A 16,434-nucleotide genomic window follows, 5' to 3' on the forward strand; every position below is an offset into this window, starting at 1 on the left:
GGCCGGTCGACCGCTTGGTTCCGGGTGACAGTTGCTGGTGACCGCATGCCGCAAGCCTTCGACGCCCAGAATCCCCCCTTCGACCGGCTCAGCCACGACGAGATCGGCACGCTGCGCGCCGCCATCGACATCGGCTATTTCGCGCCCGGCGAGAGCGTCATCCCGTCCGGCCAGCGATCCGAGCACCTGCACGTCGTCATCAAGGGCCGGGTCGAGGAGCGCGACGGCGACACCGTCGAGTCGAGCCTCGGCCCGAAGGACACGTTCGACGCCCGCTCGCTGGTGCACGGGCCGGCCGGCACCACCTTCGTGGCCGCCGAGGAGACGCTCTGCTACCTGCTGCCGAAGGCGGTGGTGCAGGACCTGATCTCCCGCAACCCCGGCTTCGCCGCCTTCTTCTATTCCGAGATCTCGCGGAAGCTGCGGTCCTACGACCGGCGCGACCGCACCGGCGTCGACTCGGCGCTGCGCGCCCATGTGCGCGAGGTGCGCTACCACGCGGCGATCTTCGTCGACGGGTCGACCAGCCTGCACGATGCCGGCCAGCTCATGCAGGAGCGCAACAACAACACGCTGTTCGTGCGCGACGGCGCGCGCACCGGCATCGTCACGGGCGCCAATCTCGCCAAGGCCTTCGTGGTCGACCGCAAGCCGCTCGACGCGCCGGTGCGCGAAGTCTGCCATTTCGACGTGGTGGCGATCGACGCCGACGACTTCATCTTCGCGGCCGTCATCGCGATGACCCGCCACAACAAGCGCCGCCTCGCGATCCGCTCCGGCGACGACTATGTCGGCGTGCTCGAGGACATCGACATTCTCGGCCTCGTCGCCGGCAATCCGCAGCTCATCCCGGGCCAGATCGACCAGGCCAAGGTGCCGGCGGACCTGAAGGCCTGCGCGCTCGACATCCAGAGCCAGGTCGAGCGGCTTCACCGCCAGGGCGCCCGCGTCGAGGTGATCGCCGAGATCACGTCGGACCTCAACCGTCGGCTGTTCGCCAAGCTGTTCGAGATGGTGGCGCCGCCCTCGATCCGCGAGCACGGCTGCCTTCTGGTCATGGGCTCGGAGGGGCGCGGCGAGCAGACCGTGCGGACCGACCAGGACAACGGGATCCTGCTGGCGAAGCCGGTCCCGGAGGCCGACCTCGCGGCGTTCCGCACCGCCTTCTCGGGCGCGCTGGAGAGCTTCGGCTTCCCGCCCTGCCCGGGCGACGTGATGGTGAAGAACCCGCGCTGGTCGCAGCCGATCGACGACTTCCTCTTCCAGCTCGAGGGCTGGGTGCGCTCGCCGGCCGAGGACGGGCCGATGAATCTCGGCATCTTCTTCGACGCCGTCTCGGTCACGGGCCACCATGACCTGCTCGATCGCGCCAAGTCGACCATGGTCGACCTGATGCGGGGCGAGACCGCGTATCTGGCCCGCTTCGCCCGCGCCATCGACCTGTTCGCCGGGGCGAGCGCCGGCATGCTGACCTCGTTCATGGCCTCGGTCGGCGTCGGCTCGGACGAGATCGACGTGAAGAAATCCGGCACCTTCCCGATCGTCCACGGGGTGCGCACGCTCGCCATCGACCAGGGCATCCGCGAGGTGTCGACGGCGGATCGCATCGCGGCGCTGGCCGAGGCCGGTCTGTTCGGCGCCGACTTCGGCCGCGAGCTGACCAGCGCGCTGTCCTACTTCATGGAGATCCGGCTGCGCTCGCAGCTCGCCGCCATGGCGACGGGGAAACGCGAGCGCGAATCGATCGTCAAGCTCGGCGAGCTGACGACGCGCGACCGCGACCTCTTGCGCGACGCGCTCCGCGTGGTCAAGCGCTTCCGCGAGATCGTCCGCAACCGCTACCATCTGAGCGTGTTCTGATGCGCTCCGAGATTCTCCGCCGCAGCCGCGCCCTGTTCGACCGCATGCTGCTCGCCGATAACGCCTACGCGTTCCTGTTCGACCAGGACGACTCGGGCGAGGTGGTGTCGTTCGACTGCGAGACCTCGGGCTTCGACATCCTGGCCGACGACGTGATCAGCATCGCGGCGATCAAGATCCGCGGCAACACGATCCTGACCAGCGAGACGTTCCGGGCCCTGATCCGGCCCGGCGCCGCCATGGAGGTGTCGGCCATCAAGGTGCATCAGCTGCGCGAGGCCGACGTGAAGGAAGGCCGCACCATCCGCGAGGTGATGCCGGAGTTCCTGCGCTTCATCGGCAGCCGGCCGCTGGTCGGCTACTGGGTGTCGTTCGACGTGCGGATGATCAACAAGTACCTGTTCGGCATGCTCAACATCAACCTGCCGAACCGTCAGATCGACGTCTCCGAGCTGTATTACGAGCGCAAGTACGGCAAGGCGCCGCCCGGCACCGAGATCGACCTGCGCTACGCGGCGATCGCCGCGGATCTCGACCTGACGATGCTGCCCCAGCACGACGCCTTCAACGACGCCCTGACGGCGGCGCAGATGTACGTGATCCTGAAGGACATGCAGCGCCGCGGCGTGCGCATCCCGCGCCAGCGCGCGACCCCGCGGACGGGCGACTTTTCGGTGTGATCAGGACGGACAGCGCGTGATCGTCTCCGCCCTCACCCTGAGGAGCGGCCGAAGGCCGCGTCTCGAAGGGCGAGGGCGGGCACGATGCCGGCGACCTCATGGTTCGAGACGCACTCCTGGCGCATGCGCCAGGAGTGCTCCTCACCATGATGAGGAGCGATGCATCGGCCCGGGGCGATAGGGACAGCGCCGCTCGCGGTGCTATAACGCCCTCCCGCCCAGGAGTGCCCCATGCCCGAAGTCGAAAAGCCCGCCCCCGACACCGTCCCGTCGCTCGTCTCCGCCGACTGGCTCGCCCAGAGGCTCGGCGATCCGGCGCTGCGGCTGATCGACATCCGCTCGGTGGTCGACGGCGGCGCCCGCGGCGCCTATCTGACGGCGCACATCCCGGGCACCGTGCATTCGGACTATGTCGAGGACGGCTGGCGGGCGACGCGCGGCATGGCGACCGGGCTGCTGCCCGAGCCCGACGCGCTCGCCGTGCTGCTCGGCGGCATCGGCCTGACGCCCGAGCAGACCGCGGTCGTGATCGCGGCCGGCACCTCGGCCGGCGACTTCGCCGCGGCCGCGCGGGTGTTCTGGACGCTGCGCATGGCCGGCCACCCGCGGATCACGATTCTCGACGGGGGCATGGCGGCGTGGACGGCGGATCCGGCGCGCCCGGTGGTCGGCGGCCCGAGCAAGCCACCGCAGGCTGCGCCCTATCCGGTCGCGATCGCGTCCGGCCCGCGCGCCGAGATTCCGCGCGTGGTGCGGGCGCTCGCCACCGATGACGCCGTGCTGCTCGACACGCGCGCCCTGTCGTTCTTCGAGGGCCGCGCGCAGAGCCCGCAGGCGCGCGTGCCGGGGCGGCTGCCCGGCGCCTTCCTGCTCGACCACACGACCCTGTGGGACGCGGCGAGCGGCCGGCTGAAGGACAGAGCGGCCCTCGAGGCGCTGGTCGCCTCGGTGCCCAAGGCGCCCGTCGTCACCTATTGCAACACCGGCCACCAGGCGGCGACCCCGTGGCTCGTGCTGTCGGAGATCCTCGGCTGGCCCGACGTGTCGCTCTACGACGGCTCGATGTCGGAATGGACCGAGGAGCCCTCGCGCCCGGTCGCCACCGGCCCGGACGAGCGCAAGCGAGGGTGATGCCGGCTCTCCGTCATTCCGGGGCGCGGGCCTTTGGCCCGCGAGCCCGGAATCCATAGCCCCTGTACAGGTGGCTCTCGCGAGACAGGGCGTATGGGTCCCGGGCTCGGCGCTGGCGCGCCGCCCCGGGACGACGGAGCCTACCGTGGGGCCGCCGGCGAAGTCCTCACGCCGCCGCCGAGCCGTCGCGGCGGGCCAGGGCGGCGGCGAGCTCGCGCTCCAGTTGGTCGACGTCGAAGGGCTTGCGCAGCACCGGGAAGCCGTCGCGCGCCACTTCGCCGGCGCGGTCGCTGAAGCCGGTCATCAGCACCACGGGCAGCTCGGGGTCGCGCGCCCGCAGCTCGCGCGCGAGGTCGACGCCGCTCATGCCGCCCGGCATCAGGATGTCGGAGAGCACCAGATCGACGGAATGCTCGCCGCGCAGCACCGCGAGCGCGTCGCGCGGCGAGGCCGCGACTCGCACGTCGTAGCCGAGCTGCTCCAGATAGGCGCCGCAGACATCGGCGACCGAGCGGTTGTCCTCGACCACCATCACGGTCCGGCGCTCGGCCGGTCGCGCCACGGGCGCGGGCGACGGCTCCGTCACGGCGGCCGGCTCGAAGGCGACCCAGGGCAGCCACAGCGTCACCGTGGTGCCCTCGCCGACCCGGCTCGTGATGCGCACGTCGCCGCCGGCCTGGCGGGCGAAGCCGTAGACCTGGCTCAGCCCGAGGCCGGTGCCCTTGGCCGTCTCCTTGGTGGTGAAGAACGGCTCGAAGACGCGCGGCAGCAGGTCCTCCGGGATGCCCGCCCCGGTGTCGTCGAAGGACAGCGACACGAAGGCGCCGACGAGCCCGCTCTCGCCGTCCTCGTCGAGCACCGCGTCGCGCACCCGCACGAGAAGACGCCCGCCCTTCGGCATGGCGTCGCGCGCGTTGACGCAGATGTTGAGGACCGCGACCTCGAACTCGCTCGGATCGACCTTGACCGGACAGACGCGATCCGGGACGTCGATCACCACCTCCACGTCGTCGGCGAGCGAGCGGCGGATCAGCTCCGAGAGCTCGGGCATGCGTTGCGACAGATCGATGCTCTGCGGGCTCAGCGCCTGCTGGCGCGAGAACGACAGGAGCTGGCGCGTCAGCGTCTCGCCGCGCTTCGCCGCGGTCGTGATCATCTCGACGAGCCGGCTCTCCTTCTCGCCCTCGACCAGGCGGCGCAGCCGGTCGGCGCTGCCGGAGATCACCATCAGGAGATTGTTGAAGTCGTGGGCGACGCCGCCGGTGAGCCGGCCGACCGCCTCCAGCCGCTGCGCCTGGCGCAGCGCCGCCTCGGCCGTCTCGCGCCGCATCGCCTCCGCGTAGAGCGAGGCGGTGCGCTGATGCGCGACCCACAGCACCCACAGGAGCAGCAGTGTCGCCGGCAGGCCGAACACCAGGTGGCCGCGCAGCCCGGCGAGCCATTCGGCCCGGATCGACGCGGCCTCCACCGAGGCGACGACATAGATCGGAAAGCCCTCGATGCGGCGGTAGCCGACGCGGCGCTCGACCCCGTCGATGCGGGACACGCCGGTGTAGAGGCCGCGCTGCGGGGCGCGGGCGATCTCCTGGAAGAACAGGCTGCGCGGCGGCAGCGGCGCGCTGCCCGCCGGGCTCGCCGGCCAGCGCGCCAGGAAGGCACCGTCATCGCGCATCAGCGCGAAGACCTCGCCGGGGCTGCGGGCGATCTCGCGGTAGAACTTCTCGAAGTCGCCCGGCAGCATCGACACGCTGGCGACGCCCTCGAACGATCCGTTCGGGCCGTTCAGGCGGCGGCTCATGCTGAAGAAGGACGGCCCCTCGATCAGCCGCGGCGTGAACACGCTGCTCACATAGGTGCCGGCGTCGCGGTCGACCTGGGCCCGGAAGAAGTCGCGGTCGGCGAGCGAGGCACCGCGCGGCGCCGGGACGAAGTAGCTGTTGGCGAGCGCGTAGCCGTCGCGATCGATCACCCAGATCGACTGCACCTGCGGCAGCAGGTCGGCGACGCGCTTGAGGCGGCGGTGCAGCTCGCCTTCGCGCGCCGCGATCTGCTCGGCGGTGGCGTCCTCGACCGCCTCGACGATCTCGTCGAGCACCAGGTCGCCGGTGGTGAGCACCTTGAGGGCCTGCTCGTGCAGCACGTCGAGCGTGCGGACCAGGCGGTCGTCGGTGAGCGCGGTGATCGATCCCCACGACACCCAGGCCACATAGGCGAACAGCGCCGCCGGGACCACGACGGCACCGACCATGAGGGCACGGAGGAGACGCAGCGTCCCGCGCCGGGCGCTCACCATCGATCAGGACTCCACGAGGCGCACCGAACGGAGGGACGGGCAAAAGAGCGGAACGGCGCGGCAAAACGTGATGCACCAACGCGGGGCATCATCAAAGGTTCCGCAGTGCCGCGCGTCGCGGGAGCGCCATATGAAACAGCGGCCCGGCCGGGTGGCCGAGCCGCTCGTCTGCGCAGAGGGTGCGGATCAGTCCGCCGTGGCGGCGCGCGGCATGCCGCCGGCCGGCACCGCGTCGCCCTTCTCCGGGCCCTTCAGCAGGCCGCCGGCGAGGTCTTGCAGCGTCGGGCGCTTGAGCGCCGAGAACGGCAGCGGCCGCGTCACGTCGATCGCGGCGAGGCCGAGCCGGGCGGTGAGCAGGCCGTTGAGCACGCCTTCGCCGAGCTTCGCCGAGACCTTGGCGGCGAGCCCCTGGCCGATCATCTGCTGGACGACGCCGTCGCCGACCGACAGCCCGCCGGTGAGGGCGAGATGGGTGACGACGTGGCGCATCAGCCGCACCATGCCGAGCGCGCCCGGCCGGCCACCGTAGAGCAGCGCCAGCTTGCGCACGAGGCCGAGCGCCGTGACCAGCACGAACAGCATGTCGATGGCGGCGCGCGGGCTGACCGCGGTGACGACCGAGACGCGCTTCGCCGCATTGGTGACGAGACGCGAGGCCTCCTCGTCGAGCGAGGCGAGCAGCTCGCGCTCGGCGAGATGGACGACGTCGCGGCCGTCGATGATCTCGTTGAGGTGGAACTGCACCCGCATGCGGGCGCTCGCCAGCGCCGGCATGCCGCGCGTGACGGCGAGCAGCTCGGTGACGGCGGCCTGGCCGGTGGCGCGGTCGTCGGTCTCGATCGCGGCCGTGGCGCGGTCGCGCACCTGGTCGATCGCCTTGAGGCGCAGGAGCCCGGAGGCCTCGCGCCCGGCCACCACCACGAAGGCGACGGCGGCGACCGCGGCCAGCACCAGCCCGAGCGTGCCGAGCCAGCCGGAGCGGCCGTAGAGATCGGCGACCAGGTCGATCACCGAGAGCGCCATGCCGAGCACCACGAGGCCGCCGGCCGAGCTCCAGAACAGCAGCCCCCACGGGACTTGCCGGCCCGCCACGGTGCCGCGCGGAAGATCCTGCTCGGCCACCACCGTGGTGGCGGCGGCCGCGACCGCGGCAGCCGGAACCGTGGCCGGCGTCTCGGCGACCGGTGGCACCACGACGCTCGCCACCGCGACCGGACGCCGTGGCGCCTCCCGCAGCGGCTCGCGCGCCATCGCCCGGCGCGGCGGCTCGCTGGCCGGGGCCGGCCCGATCAGCACGTTGGGATCGTCGACACTGAACGCGGCGGGGCGGCGGGATTCGGCGGGGCTGCTCATTGAAATCGATCTCCGATGAGAAACTGCAGCACGCGGTCCAGGCGGATATGGGGCAGAGTCGGCAGTCCGTCCACGGTACGCTCGATCCGCGGCGGCCGGAAGCGCAGGAAGCGGAATTCCGCGTCGTCGTGCGAGCCCGCCGTGAGGCCTTGGTAGCCGGTGCGGCCGAGGTCGAACACCCGCTCGGGGTCGGACGGCAGGTCGCCCGGGAACAGCGCGATCTCGCGCTCGCCGTCGAACAGATGGCCGGCGGCGCGCTCGCCCGCCTGCGGCACGCCGACGATCGCCGGCAGCTCGTCACCGTTGGAGCGCACCCGCGCCTCGCGGGTCGCCCGCACGGCGGCGAGCGCCACCACGTCGGTCTCGGCCCCGGCATAGAGGGCGCGGCTGGCGGCGCGCTCGATCATGCGGTGGAGAATCGCCTCCAGCCGGTCGTGGCTGACCTGGTTGAGATGGTCGGCCTTGGTGGCGCCGAACAGCACCTTGTCGACGCGCGGGCTGATCAGGCTGTTGAGGAAGGTCCGGCGGCCGACCTGGAAGCAGTCGAGGATCGAGGCGAGCGCGAACTCGAGGTCGCGCACCGCGGCCGGCCCGGCGTTCAGGGCGGCGAGTACGTCGACCAGGACGATCTGCCGGTCCAGCCGCGCGAAATGGTCGCGGAAGAACGGCTTCACGACGATGTCCTTGTAGGCGTCGTAGCGCCGCTTCATCATCGCCCACAGCGAGCCCTCGTGCGGCCCCGCCTCGGCCGGCAGGGCGAGCGGCGCGAAGGTCAGGGCCGGCGAGCCGGCGAGATCGCCGGGGAGGAGGAACCGCCCGGGCGGCAGCAGGCTCAGCGCCCAGCGCTCGTCGCGGCAGCTGCGTAAATAGTCCGTGAACAGCTGCGAGGCCGTGATGGCCGACTGCTCGTCGGCCGGCGCGTCGGGATCGAGCGTGGCGTTGAAGGCGTGCCAGGAGGCGGCCAGCATGGCGCGCGGCCCGCTGTGCGACAGCGCCAGGCTCTCCTTGGCCCACTGCTCGTAGGACTTGTCGAGGAGCGGCAGGTCCAAGAGCCACTCGCCCGGATAGTCGACGATGTCGAGCGTCAGGGTCTTGGTCTGGCCGTCCTTGCCCCGGTACTCGATGACGATGCGCAACTCGCTGATCTGGCGCGTCGATTCCGGCCAGACCCGGTCCGTGACGAGGGCCCGGACATGGCTCTCGTACTCGAAGCGCGGCACCGCGTCGTCGGGCTGCGGCGCCAGATAGGCGCGCAGCACCGTGTCGTCGGCCAGCGGCGTGAACACCGGGAAGCGCCCGCCGCGGGCGAGCCCGTGCACCAGCGCCGTGATGAACACGGTCTTGCCGGCCCGCGACAGGCCGGTGACCCCGATCCGCACCGTCGGGCGGACGAGATTCTCGCCGTAATCGGCCAGAGCGCGCGCCGCGAGGCGTGCCCGCTCGACCAGATCCGAGACGAATGACGTCATGTTTGCAACGACTTGAGCAAAATCACAGGGCCCCGCGCGACACCGCTCTGCCGGCAGGCCACACCCATAGTCCGGGCGCGTCGTCGCCACAAGCGGCAACCGTCGGTGCAGCCGGGGCGCGCGCCTGCGTCATGCTGCGCGTCGCCGCGGAGTCACACGGACTTTCAAGATGATTGATCTCCGTCTAGGACAATTCCAAACCGGCCCGGCGACAGTCGGCCATCCCGGCGCTCTACCGGACCACCCCCGCCCTGCCCCCCGAAGGGAGCCAAATCCATGCCCGTTCCCGGTCCGTCCATTGACAATCGTCAAGGCAGCGTGACAGCGGCCGTTGTCAACTCTGCGCACCACATGATACTCTCGCGGCGTTCCGACCGTGATCGGGGAGTTTAAACTAATGGGATACAACACTTATTTTGCCGACGCCCTGAACCGCCTGCATTCGGAGCGTCGTTACCGGGTGTTCGCCCATCTCGAGCGGCTGGCCGGCCGCTACCCGCACGCCATCCACCACACGCCCGAAGGCCCGCGCGACGTCGTCGTGTGGTGCTCCAATGATTACCTCGGCATGGGCCAGCACCCGAAGGTGGTCGGCGCCCTGGTCGAGACGGCGACCCGCATGGGCACCGGCGCGGGCGGCACCCGCAACATCGCCGGCACCAACCATCCCCTGGTCCTGCTCGAGCAGGAGCTCGCGGACCTGCACGGGAAGGAAGCCGGCCTCGTCTTCACGTCGGGCTACGTCTCCAACGACGCCGGCATCTCGACGATCGCCAAGCTGCTGCCGAACTGCCTGATCCTCTCGGACGCGCTGAACCACAACTCGATGATCACCGGCGTGCGCAACGCCGGCACCGACAAGGTGGTGTGGCGCCACAACGACGTCGAGCATCTCGAGGATCTGCTCAAGAAGGCCGGCAAGGAGCGGGCCAAGCTGATCGTCTTCGAGGGCCTGTACTCGATGGACGGCGACGTCTCGCCGATCGGCAAGATCTGCGACCTCGCCGAGAAGTACAACGCGATGACCTATATCGACGAGGTCCACGCGGTCGGCATGTACGGGGCCCGCGGTGGCGGCCAGGCCGAGCATCAGGGCGAGATGGCCCGCATCGACGTGATCGAGGCGACGCTCGCCAAGGCGTTCGGCTGCCTCGGCGGCTACATCACCGGCACCAAGGAGCTGGTCGACGCCGTGCGCTCCTTCGCGCCGGGCTTCATCTTCACCACCGCGCTGCCGCCCGGCATCTGCGCCGCCGCGACCGCCGCGATCAAGCACCTCAAGGAGTCGAGCTGGGAGCGCGAGCGCCAGCAGGAGCGCGCCGCCAAGCTGAAGGCCGACCTCTCGGCCGCCGGCCTGCCGGTGATGCCGACCGACACCCACATCGTGCCCGTGATGGTCTGCGACGCCGAGAAGTGCAAGCAGGCCACCGACATCCTGCTCGAGGAGCACGGCATCTACATCCAGCCGATCAACTACCCGACCGTTCCGGTCGGCACCGAGCGGCTGCGCATCACCCCGTCGCCCTATCACGACGACGTCCTGATGCAGGCGCTCACCGAAGCCCTGATCGACGTGTGGGACCGCCTCGAGCTCCCGCGCAAGCCGTACAGCGCCATCGCGGCCGAGTGATCCGGCTCGTTTCGAGCCGGGCCATATCGGCCTGATACGTTTCGACCTGGACGACTCTCTTGCGCGGGCTCCGGCCCGCGCATTTTTTTGGGGTGTGCGGTCGCCACTCCGACGAGGAGCGAAGACTCGCCGCATGTGCGAGCCCGTCGTTCCGGAGCGCGGGCCGACAGGTCCGCGAGCCCGGAACCCATAACCCCGGAGCCTATGGCTCACGACGGACAGGGCGTATGGGTCCCGGGCTCGGCGGTGGCGCGCCGCCCCGGGACGACGACCGCTGCGGAACCGAGGCCACGCGGCTCGTCGCCTCCGGCGTCGGTGTTCGTTCTGAGAAGGATCTCTTCACCATGTCGATCGAATCCCGCCTGCAGGAGCTCGGGCTCGTGCTGCCGCCGCCGCCGGCGCTGCCGCCCGGCACCGTGCTGCCCTTCGCCCCGGTGCGCGTCGTCGGCCGCCGCGCCCTGATCTCGGGCCATGGCCCGGTGCTGCCGGACGGCCGCCTGTGGGCGCAGCCCGGCCGGGTCGGCGACGGCGTGTCGCTCGACGACGCCCGCGAGGCGGCGCGCCTCACCGGCCTGTCGATCCTCACCAGCCTCAAGCGTGAATTGGGGAGCCTCGACCGCGTCAGCGCCTGGGTGCGGGCGTTCGGCATGGTGACGAGCGCGCCGGGCTTCCAGGCGATGCCGGCCGTGATCAACGGCTTCTCGGACCTGATCCTCGCCGTCTACGGGCCGGAGCGCGGCCAGCACGCCCGCTCGGCGATCGGGGTGGCGGAGCTGCCGTTCGGCATCGCGGTCGAGATCGAGGCCGAGGTGGAGATCGATTGAGGCGGGCTCAGGCGGTCCATGCGGCGGTCATTCCGGGGCGGCGCGCAGCGCCGAACCCGGAATCCAGCCAACAATGCCGAGTCCGACGCTGGATCCCGGGCCCGCGGCTTCGCCGCGCCCCGGGATGACGGAGCCCCGGCTTCGCGGCCTCACCGCGGCGGCGCCTTCCCGTCCGGACGACGCGGGGCGGGCGGCAGCGTGTCGTCGTCCTGGATGGCGCGCCAGGCGGCGCCGTCGAGGTCGTCGTACTGGCCGGACTTCAGCGACCACAGGAAGGCGGCGAGCCCCGAGAGCCCGAGCAGCAGCGCGAGCGGCACCAGATAGACCAAAACTTCCATGCCGCCTCTCCCGTCACTGCGCGACCGTCGCCGGCCTGGAGCGACGTCAACCTAGAGTGGTTTCCGCTCACGCCGACCCACACGCCGCTCATGCCCGCGAAGGCGGGCATCCAGAACACACGACGTGCGGCCCCTGGGTCCCCGCCTGCGCGGGGACGAGCGGAAATCGGGTCGATTCATCGCCACGTGCCGCTCTTGACCGTCGTCTGCCGCACCGGCTTCCGCGCGGGCGCGCCGCTGACGGCCGCCTGGACAACGTTCGCCGCGGCCTGCGGGTCCGCGCCGTTCCCCGAACGCGCCGCCTCGGCGAGCTGGTCGACGACCCCCTCGCCGGCGCCGCCCTTGGCGCGGAGCGCGTTGAGGATCACCAGCACCGAGGAGCCCGACATGGCGAGCGCCGCGATCAGCGGGGTCGCGTAGCCCATGATCGCGACGGGCACCGCGATCGCATTGTAGACCACCGCGAGCCACAGGTTCTCGTGCATGATTTTTCGCGCCTGCCGGGTGACGGCGAGGGCCGTCGCGACCGGGGCGAGGCGGTCGCCCAGAAACACGGCGTCGGCCGCCGCCTGGGTGAGATGGGCGGCCGTGACGGGCGACAGCGAGACGTTCGCGGCGGCGAGCGCCGGGGCGTCGTTGATGCCGTCGCCGACCATCAGGACCGTGTGCCCGGCCGCGCGCAGCGCCTCGACATGGGCGATCTTGTCGGCCGGCGTCGCGCCGGCCCGCACCGTCGTCACGCCGAGCTGGCGCGCCACATGGGCGACGGCGGCCTCGCGGTCACCGGAGAGAATCTCGACCGCGTAGCCCTTGGCGCGCAGGCCGGCCAGCACCGCGGTCGCGTCCTCGCGAAGCCGCTGGCGGACCGCGAAGAGGGTCGTCCGGCTCCCGTCCCGGAACGCGATGACCGACGCCTCCGGGTCGACCGACGCCAGGCGGGTGGCGTCCGCCTCCGCCCCGCACCACGACGGCCGGCCGAGCCTGACGTCGCGCACGCTGCCGTCGTCACCGACGAGGGTCGCGAAGACCCCCTGCCCCGGCTCCTCGCTGGCGCCGTCGAGCGGCGCCGTGGCGCCGGCGGCCTTGGCGATCGCCGCGGCGAGCGGATGGCGACTGGTCAGCGCGAGCCGGCCGGCCAGCGCCAGCGTCTCCGGCGCGACGCGACCGGCGTCGGCGAGCTCGGGCTCCGGCAGCGTCAGCGTGCCGGTCTTGTCGAGCACGATGGTGTCGACCGCGGCGAGCCGCTCGATGGCGTCGCCGGACGACAGGAGCACGCCGCTGCGGAACAGCGCCCCCGAGGCCACCACCTGGACGGCGGGAATCGCGAGGCCGAGCGCGCACGGGCAGGTGATGATCAGCACCGCCACGGCCGTGACGATGGCGAAGTGCCAGCTCGCGCCGAGCAGCACCCAGCCGATCACCGTGAGCAGCGCGGTGAGATGGACGACCGGGGCGTAGAGCCGGGCCGCCCGTTCGGCGAGCCGCACATAGTGCGAGCGCGCCTCGACGGCGCGGTCGAGGAGCCGCGTCACCTCGTCGAGCAGCGTGCCGCGGTCGGCGGCGCCGACCCGCACCCGCAACGTGCCGACGACGTTGAGGGTCCCGGCATAGACGAGCGTGCCGCGCTCCGCCGTCACATGCGCGGTCTCGCCGGTGACCAGGCTCTGGTCGATCTCGGAGCGGCCGTCCTCGACCTCGCCGTCGACCGCGATGCGCTCGCCCGGCCGCACCAGCACGAGGTCGCCGGGCCGGATCGCCGACACCGGCACCTCGCTGATCTCGCCGTCACCGACGAACTTCGTCGCCGTCTCGGCCTTGAGGGCGGCGAGATTGGCGGCGACCGCGCGGGTGCGGCGGCGCATGTTCTGGTCGAGCCAGCGGCCGGCCAGCAGGAAGGTGAGCAGCATCACGGCCGAATCGAAATAGGCGTGCTCGGCGTGGTGCAGGGTCTCGAACACCGACAGGCCGAGCGCGAGCAGCACGCCGAGCGTGATCGGCACGTCCATGTTGAGGCGACCGGCCATCAGGGCGCGGGTCGCCGAGCGGAAGAACGGCTGGCCCGCATAGGCGACCGCCGGCAGCGCGATCAGGGCCGAGAGCCAGTGGAAGAAGTCGCGCTGCTCGGGCGTGATGTCGGTGACGTTGCCGGACCACACCGAGACCGACAGCAGCATCACGTTCATGGTCGCGAAGGCGGCCACGCCGAGGCAGCGCAGGAGGAAGCGCGCCTCCCGATGCTCCTCCGTCTCCATCCGGTGGCGATCGAACGGGTAGGCCTTGTAGCCGAGGTCGGCGAGGCGGCCGACGATGGCGGCCGGCGCGAGCGGCTCCGCCCCCTCGGTCTCCTGCCACTCGACCGCGACGCGGCCGCTGGTCAGGTTGGCGCGCGCCTGAGTGACGCCCGGCAGCACCCCGAGCCCGCCCTCGATCTCGAACATGCAGGCCGCACAGGTCATTCCCTCGACCGCGAGGTCGAGCCGCACGCGCCCGTCGTCGAGCCGCTCGACGAAGCAGGTGAGGTCGGGATCGGCGAGATCGGGGGTCTCGGTCATGTCGTCATGTCTCTGATGGGCGATGACGGCTCCGCGATGGCGGCTTTTCACCTCTCCCCGCGAGCGGGGAGAGGTCGGGGTTCGCGCCGAAGGCGCGAAGTCCGGGTGAGGGAGCGCCTCCGCAAGTCTCGAGCGCGAGGAGGCGCTCCCTCATCCGGCACGTCGCTTTGCGACGCGCCACCTTCTCCCCGCGCGCGGGGAGAAGGACACGCGCGCGTCGCGGGCCTCCGGACAGATCAGGGCAGCACGACGCGGTTCTTCGAGAGATAGACGCGGTCGCCGCCGCGGGCCGCCTCGATCACCAGGTCCCATTGGCCGGCGGCGACGTCCTCGACCTCGCCGCGATAGATGCCGATGCCGCGCTCGGCGACCTCGAGGGTGCGATCTTCGCGCCGATCGGTCGGCCGGGCGAGGCGCGCCGTGACGGCGAGGCCGCTCACCGGCCGGTCGGCGGCGTCGCGCGCCTCGATGCGCACGCTCGCCTTGTGGCCACCGTCTCGCTCGCCGACCCGCTCGACATGGGCGGCGACCTGCCAGCCGCGCGACGCCTGCTCGTGCGCGGCGGCGATCTCCTTGTTGTAGGCGAGGCTCGCCCGATAGGCGCTGTCGACCACGGTGCCGGGCAGCGTGTCGACGGCGAGCTTCATCATCACGCCGTTGACGCCCATCACCACGCCGAAGAAGGCGACAATGTAGATCGCCACCCGCCGCCCGGTCAGCGGCCGCCCCCGGCTCGCGGTCTCGGTCTCCGCGGTCTCGGTCTCCATGCGCGACGCTCCCTGTCCTGTCACGTTCGCCCTGTCACGGCTCGTTCCGGCACGGTCCATCCTGGACCGTGCGCTCGTCCGACGTCACGGCCCGAAGAAGTGGTCGGTCGCGGTCGCGGTGTCGCCGGAGTCGACGTCGCGCGCCGTGAAGGTGATCGGGTTCGACGCGCCGATGCGGGCGCCCGGCGGCACCGTGACGAGGACGCGCACCTCGCGGGTCTGGTCGGGGCCGACCGCCACGATGGTGCGGCTCGCCGGCTCCTCGCCGATCACGTGCACGACCGGGATCGGCACGCCGGAGGCGGACAGCTCGATGGTGCGCAGATCGGACCGCTTGTTGAGGAAGCGGATCGTGTAGGCGTTGCGCACCGAGCCGTCGGACAGGTTGACGAACAGGGGATTGCGATCGTGCAGCACGTTGATGTCGATCAGCGTGCGGGTGGAGAGCGCGTAGAGCATCACGACGCCGACCAGCGCGATGATGCCGGTGTAGATGACGGTGCGGGCGCGCACGAAGCGATAGACCGGCGCCTCGCCGGCGAGACGCCGGCCGATGTTGATGTCGTTGTCGTAGGCGATCAGGCCGGTCGGCCGACCGATCTTGGACATGACGTTGTCGCAGGCGTCGATGCACAGGCCGCACTGGATGCAGCCGAGCTGCGATCCGTGGCGGATGTCGACGCCGGTCGGGCAGACCGCGACGCATTGCAGGCAGTCGACGCAGTCGCCCGCCTTCTCGCCGATCGCCCGCAGCTCCACCGCCTTCTTGATCGAGGTGCGCGGCTCGCCGCGGTCGTAGCGATAGGTGACGTTGAGGGCCCACTCGTCGGTCAGCGCCGCCTGGATGCGCGGCCACGGGCACATGTAGATGCAGACCTGCTCGCGCATGTGGCCGGCGAGCGTGTAGGTCGTGAAGGTGAGCGTGGCGATCGCCGCATAGGCGATCATCGGGGCCTGGAAGGTGGCGAGCTCCTTCACCAGCGTCGGCGCGTCGGCGAAGTAGAGCACCCAGGCGCCGCCCGTCCACCAGGCGATGATCAGCCAGATCGAATGCTTGAGGGTGAGCTCGCCGACGCGACGCGCCGTGAGCCCCTCCTTGTCCTTCTTCATGCGCTCGCGGCGGTCGCCCTCGATCCAGCGCTCGACCGCGTAGAACAGGTCGGTCCACACCGTCTGCGGGCAGGCGTAGCCGCACCAGACCCGGCCGGCGACGGCGTTCAGCAGGAACAGCACCATCGCGGCGATCACCAGGAGGCCGGTGAAGTAGTAGACCTCCTGGGGCCACAACTCGATGAAGAAGAAGTAGAAGCGCCGGTTCGGCAGGTCGACCAGCACGGCCTGGCTCGGCGAGTTCGGGCCGCGATCCCAACGCACGAAGGGCAGCAGGTAGTAGATGCCCAGGAACACCGCCATCAGCACCCATTTGACTGTGCGGAAACGGCCGTGGACGCTCTGCGGATAGTTCTTCTTCGCCGCGACGTAGAGCGGGGCGTCGGCGAGAGCGGCGACGGGCGGCTTGACGGGCATGTTCATGGGC

At 71.2% G+C, this 16,434-nt stretch carries 12 protein-coding genes; 5 read left to right on the forward strand and 7 right to left on the reverse strand.

Translation table 11 applies throughout. The features are described from left to right. Window positions 1-45 precede the first annotated feature (45 nt). The 3 genes from ABTU92_RS02845 to ABTU92_RS02855 all read left to right on the forward strand — a co-directional run bounded on the left by ABTU92_RS02845 (window position 46) and on the right by ABTU92_RS02855 (window position 3,671). A complete protein-coding gene (locus ABTU92_RS02845; RefSeq protein WP_408087477.1) occupies window positions 46-1,860 on the forward strand; it encodes a DUF294 nucleotidyltransferase-like domain-containing protein in 1,815 nt (604 codons plus the stop codon). Then, window positions 1,860-2,540, forward strand: coding sequence for a 3'-5' exonuclease (locus tag ABTU92_RS02850; RefSeq protein ID WP_408087479.1), 681 nt, complete (start codon window positions 1,860-1,862; stop codon window positions 2,538-2,540). The genes ABTU92_RS02845 and ABTU92_RS02850 overlap by 1 nt, the downstream gene beginning before the upstream one ends. A 231-nt stretch (window positions 2,541-2,771) precedes the next feature. Then, window positions 2,772-3,671, forward strand: a complete 900-nt coding sequence (locus ABTU92_RS02855; RefSeq protein WP_408087481.1) for a sulfurtransferase — start codon at window positions 2,772-2,774, stop codon at window positions 3,669-3,671. Window positions 3,672-3,837: 166 nt separating this feature from the next. Here the strand turns inward: ABTU92_RS02855 and ABTU92_RS02860 are convergent, their stop codons facing one another. The 3 genes from ABTU92_RS02860 to ABTU92_RS02870 form a co-directional block, all read right to left on the reverse strand. Beyond that, on the reverse strand, window positions 3,838-5,964 hold the full coding sequence (locus tag ABTU92_RS02860) for an ATP-binding protein (RefSeq protein WP_408087483.1): 2,127 nt from the start codon (window positions 5,962-5,964) through the stop codon (window positions 3,838-3,840). 186 nt (window positions 5,965-6,150) lie between these two features. Continuing rightward, window positions 6,151-7,317 (reverse strand): YcjF family protein, encoded by a 1,167-nt coding sequence (locus ABTU92_RS02865; RefSeq protein WP_408087485.1) that lies wholly within the window; start codon window positions 7,315-7,317, stop codon window positions 6,151-6,153. Further along, window positions 7,314-8,786 (reverse strand): YcjX family protein, encoded by a 1,473-nt coding sequence (locus ABTU92_RS02870; RefSeq protein ID WP_408087487.1) that lies wholly within the window; start codon window positions 8,784-8,786, stop codon window positions 7,314-7,316. Before ABTU92_RS02870 ends, ABTU92_RS02865 begins: the two co-directional genes overlap by 4 nt. 397 nt (window positions 8,787-9,183) lie before the next feature. On the opposite strand from ABTU92_RS02870, the gene hemA reads away from it, so the two are divergent. Beyond that, window positions 9,184-10,416, forward strand: coding sequence for a 5-aminolevulinate synthase (gene hemA, locus ABTU92_RS02875; RefSeq protein WP_408087489.1), 1,233 nt, complete (start codon window positions 9,184-9,186; stop codon window positions 10,414-10,416). Window positions 10,417-10,760: 344 nt separating this feature from the next. Further along, a complete protein-coding gene (locus ABTU92_RS02880) occupies window positions 10,761-11,240 on the forward strand; it encodes a RidA family protein (protein ID WP_408087491.1) in 480 nt (159 codons plus the stop codon). Window positions 11,241-11,389: 149 nt separating this feature from the next. Here ABTU92_RS02880 and ccoS read toward each other — a convergent pair whose 3' ends face one another. The 4 genes from ccoS to ccoG all read right to left on the reverse strand — a co-directional run bounded on the left by ccoS (window position 11,390) and on the right by ccoG (window position 16,430). Further along, a complete protein-coding gene (ccoS, locus tag ABTU92_RS02885) occupies window positions 11,390-11,578 on the reverse strand; it encodes a cbb3-type cytochrome oxidase assembly protein CcoS (RefSeq protein ID WP_408087493.1) in 189 nt (62 codons plus the stop codon). A gap of 176 nt (window positions 11,579-11,754) precedes the next feature. Beyond that, on the reverse strand, window positions 11,755-14,130 hold the full coding sequence (locus ABTU92_RS02890; RefSeq protein ID WP_408087495.1) for a copper-translocating P-type ATPase: 2,376 nt from the start codon (window positions 14,128-14,130) through the stop codon (window positions 11,755-11,757). 236 nt (window positions 14,131-14,366) lie between these two features. Then, window positions 14,367-14,897, reverse strand: a complete 531-nt coding sequence (locus ABTU92_RS02895) for a FixH family protein (protein WP_408087497.1) — start codon at window positions 14,895-14,897, stop codon at window positions 14,367-14,369. 84 nt (window positions 14,898-14,981) lie between these two features. Beyond that, window positions 14,982-16,430: a cytochrome c oxidase accessory protein CcoG gene (gene ccoG, locus ABTU92_RS02900; RefSeq protein WP_408087499.1), complete on the reverse strand. Its 1,449-nt coding sequence runs from the start codon at window positions 16,428-16,430 to the stop codon at window positions 14,982-14,984. Between the last annotated feature and the right edge of the window lie 4 nt (window positions 16,431-16,434).

The organism is Rhodoplanes sp. SY1 (genome assembly GCF_046000175.1).
GTDB lineage: Bacteria > Pseudomonadota > Alphaproteobacteria > Rhizobiales > Xanthobacteraceae > Rhodoplanes.

Coding starts and splice junctions, on each gene's coding strand:
- ABTU92_RS02860 (WP_408087483.1), bottom strand. CDS start 5,964: ATGGTGAGCGCCCGGCGCGGGACGCTGCGTCTCCTCCGTGCCCTCATG.
- ABTU92_RS02880 (WP_408087491.1), top strand. CDS start 10,761: ATGTCGATCGAATCCCGCCTGCAGGAGCTCGGGCTCGTGCTGCCGCCG.
- ABTU92_RS02895 (WP_408087497.1), bottom strand. CDS start 14,897: ATGGAGACCGAGACCGCGGAGACCGAGACCGCGAGCCGGGGGCGGCCG.
- ABTU92_RS02870 (WP_408087487.1), bottom strand. CDS start 8,786: ATGACGTCATTCGTCTCGGATCTGGTCGAGCGGGCACGCCTCGCGGCG.
- ABTU92_RS02890 (WP_408087495.1), bottom strand. CDS start 14,130: ATGACCGAGACCCCCGATCTCGCCGATCCCGACCTCACCTGCTTCGTC.
- ABTU92_RS02845 (WP_408087477.1), top strand. CDS start 46: ATGCCGCAAGCCTTCGACGCCCAGAATCCCCCCTTCGACCGGCTCAGC.
- ccoS (WP_408087493.1), bottom strand. CDS start 11,578: ATGGAAGTTTTGGTCTATCTGGTGCCGCTCGCGCTGCTGCTCGGGCTC.
- ABTU92_RS02850 (WP_408087479.1), top strand. CDS start 1,860: ATGCGCTCCGAGATTCTCCGCCGCAGCCGCGCCCTGTTCGACCGCATG.
- hemA (WP_408087489.1), top strand. CDS start 9,184: ATGGGATACAACACTTATTTTGCCGACGCCCTGAACCGCCTGCATTCG.
- ABTU92_RS02865 (WP_408087485.1), bottom strand. CDS start 7,317: ATGAGCAGCCCCGCCGAATCCCGCCGCCCCGCCGCGTTCAGTGTCGAC.
- ccoG (WP_408087499.1), bottom strand. CDS start 16,430: ATGAACATGCCCGTCAAGCCGCCCGTCGCCGCTCTCGCCGACGCCCCG.
- ABTU92_RS02855 (WP_408087481.1), top strand. CDS start 2,772: ATGCCCGAAGTCGAAAAGCCCGCCCCCGACACCGTCCCGTCGCTCGTC.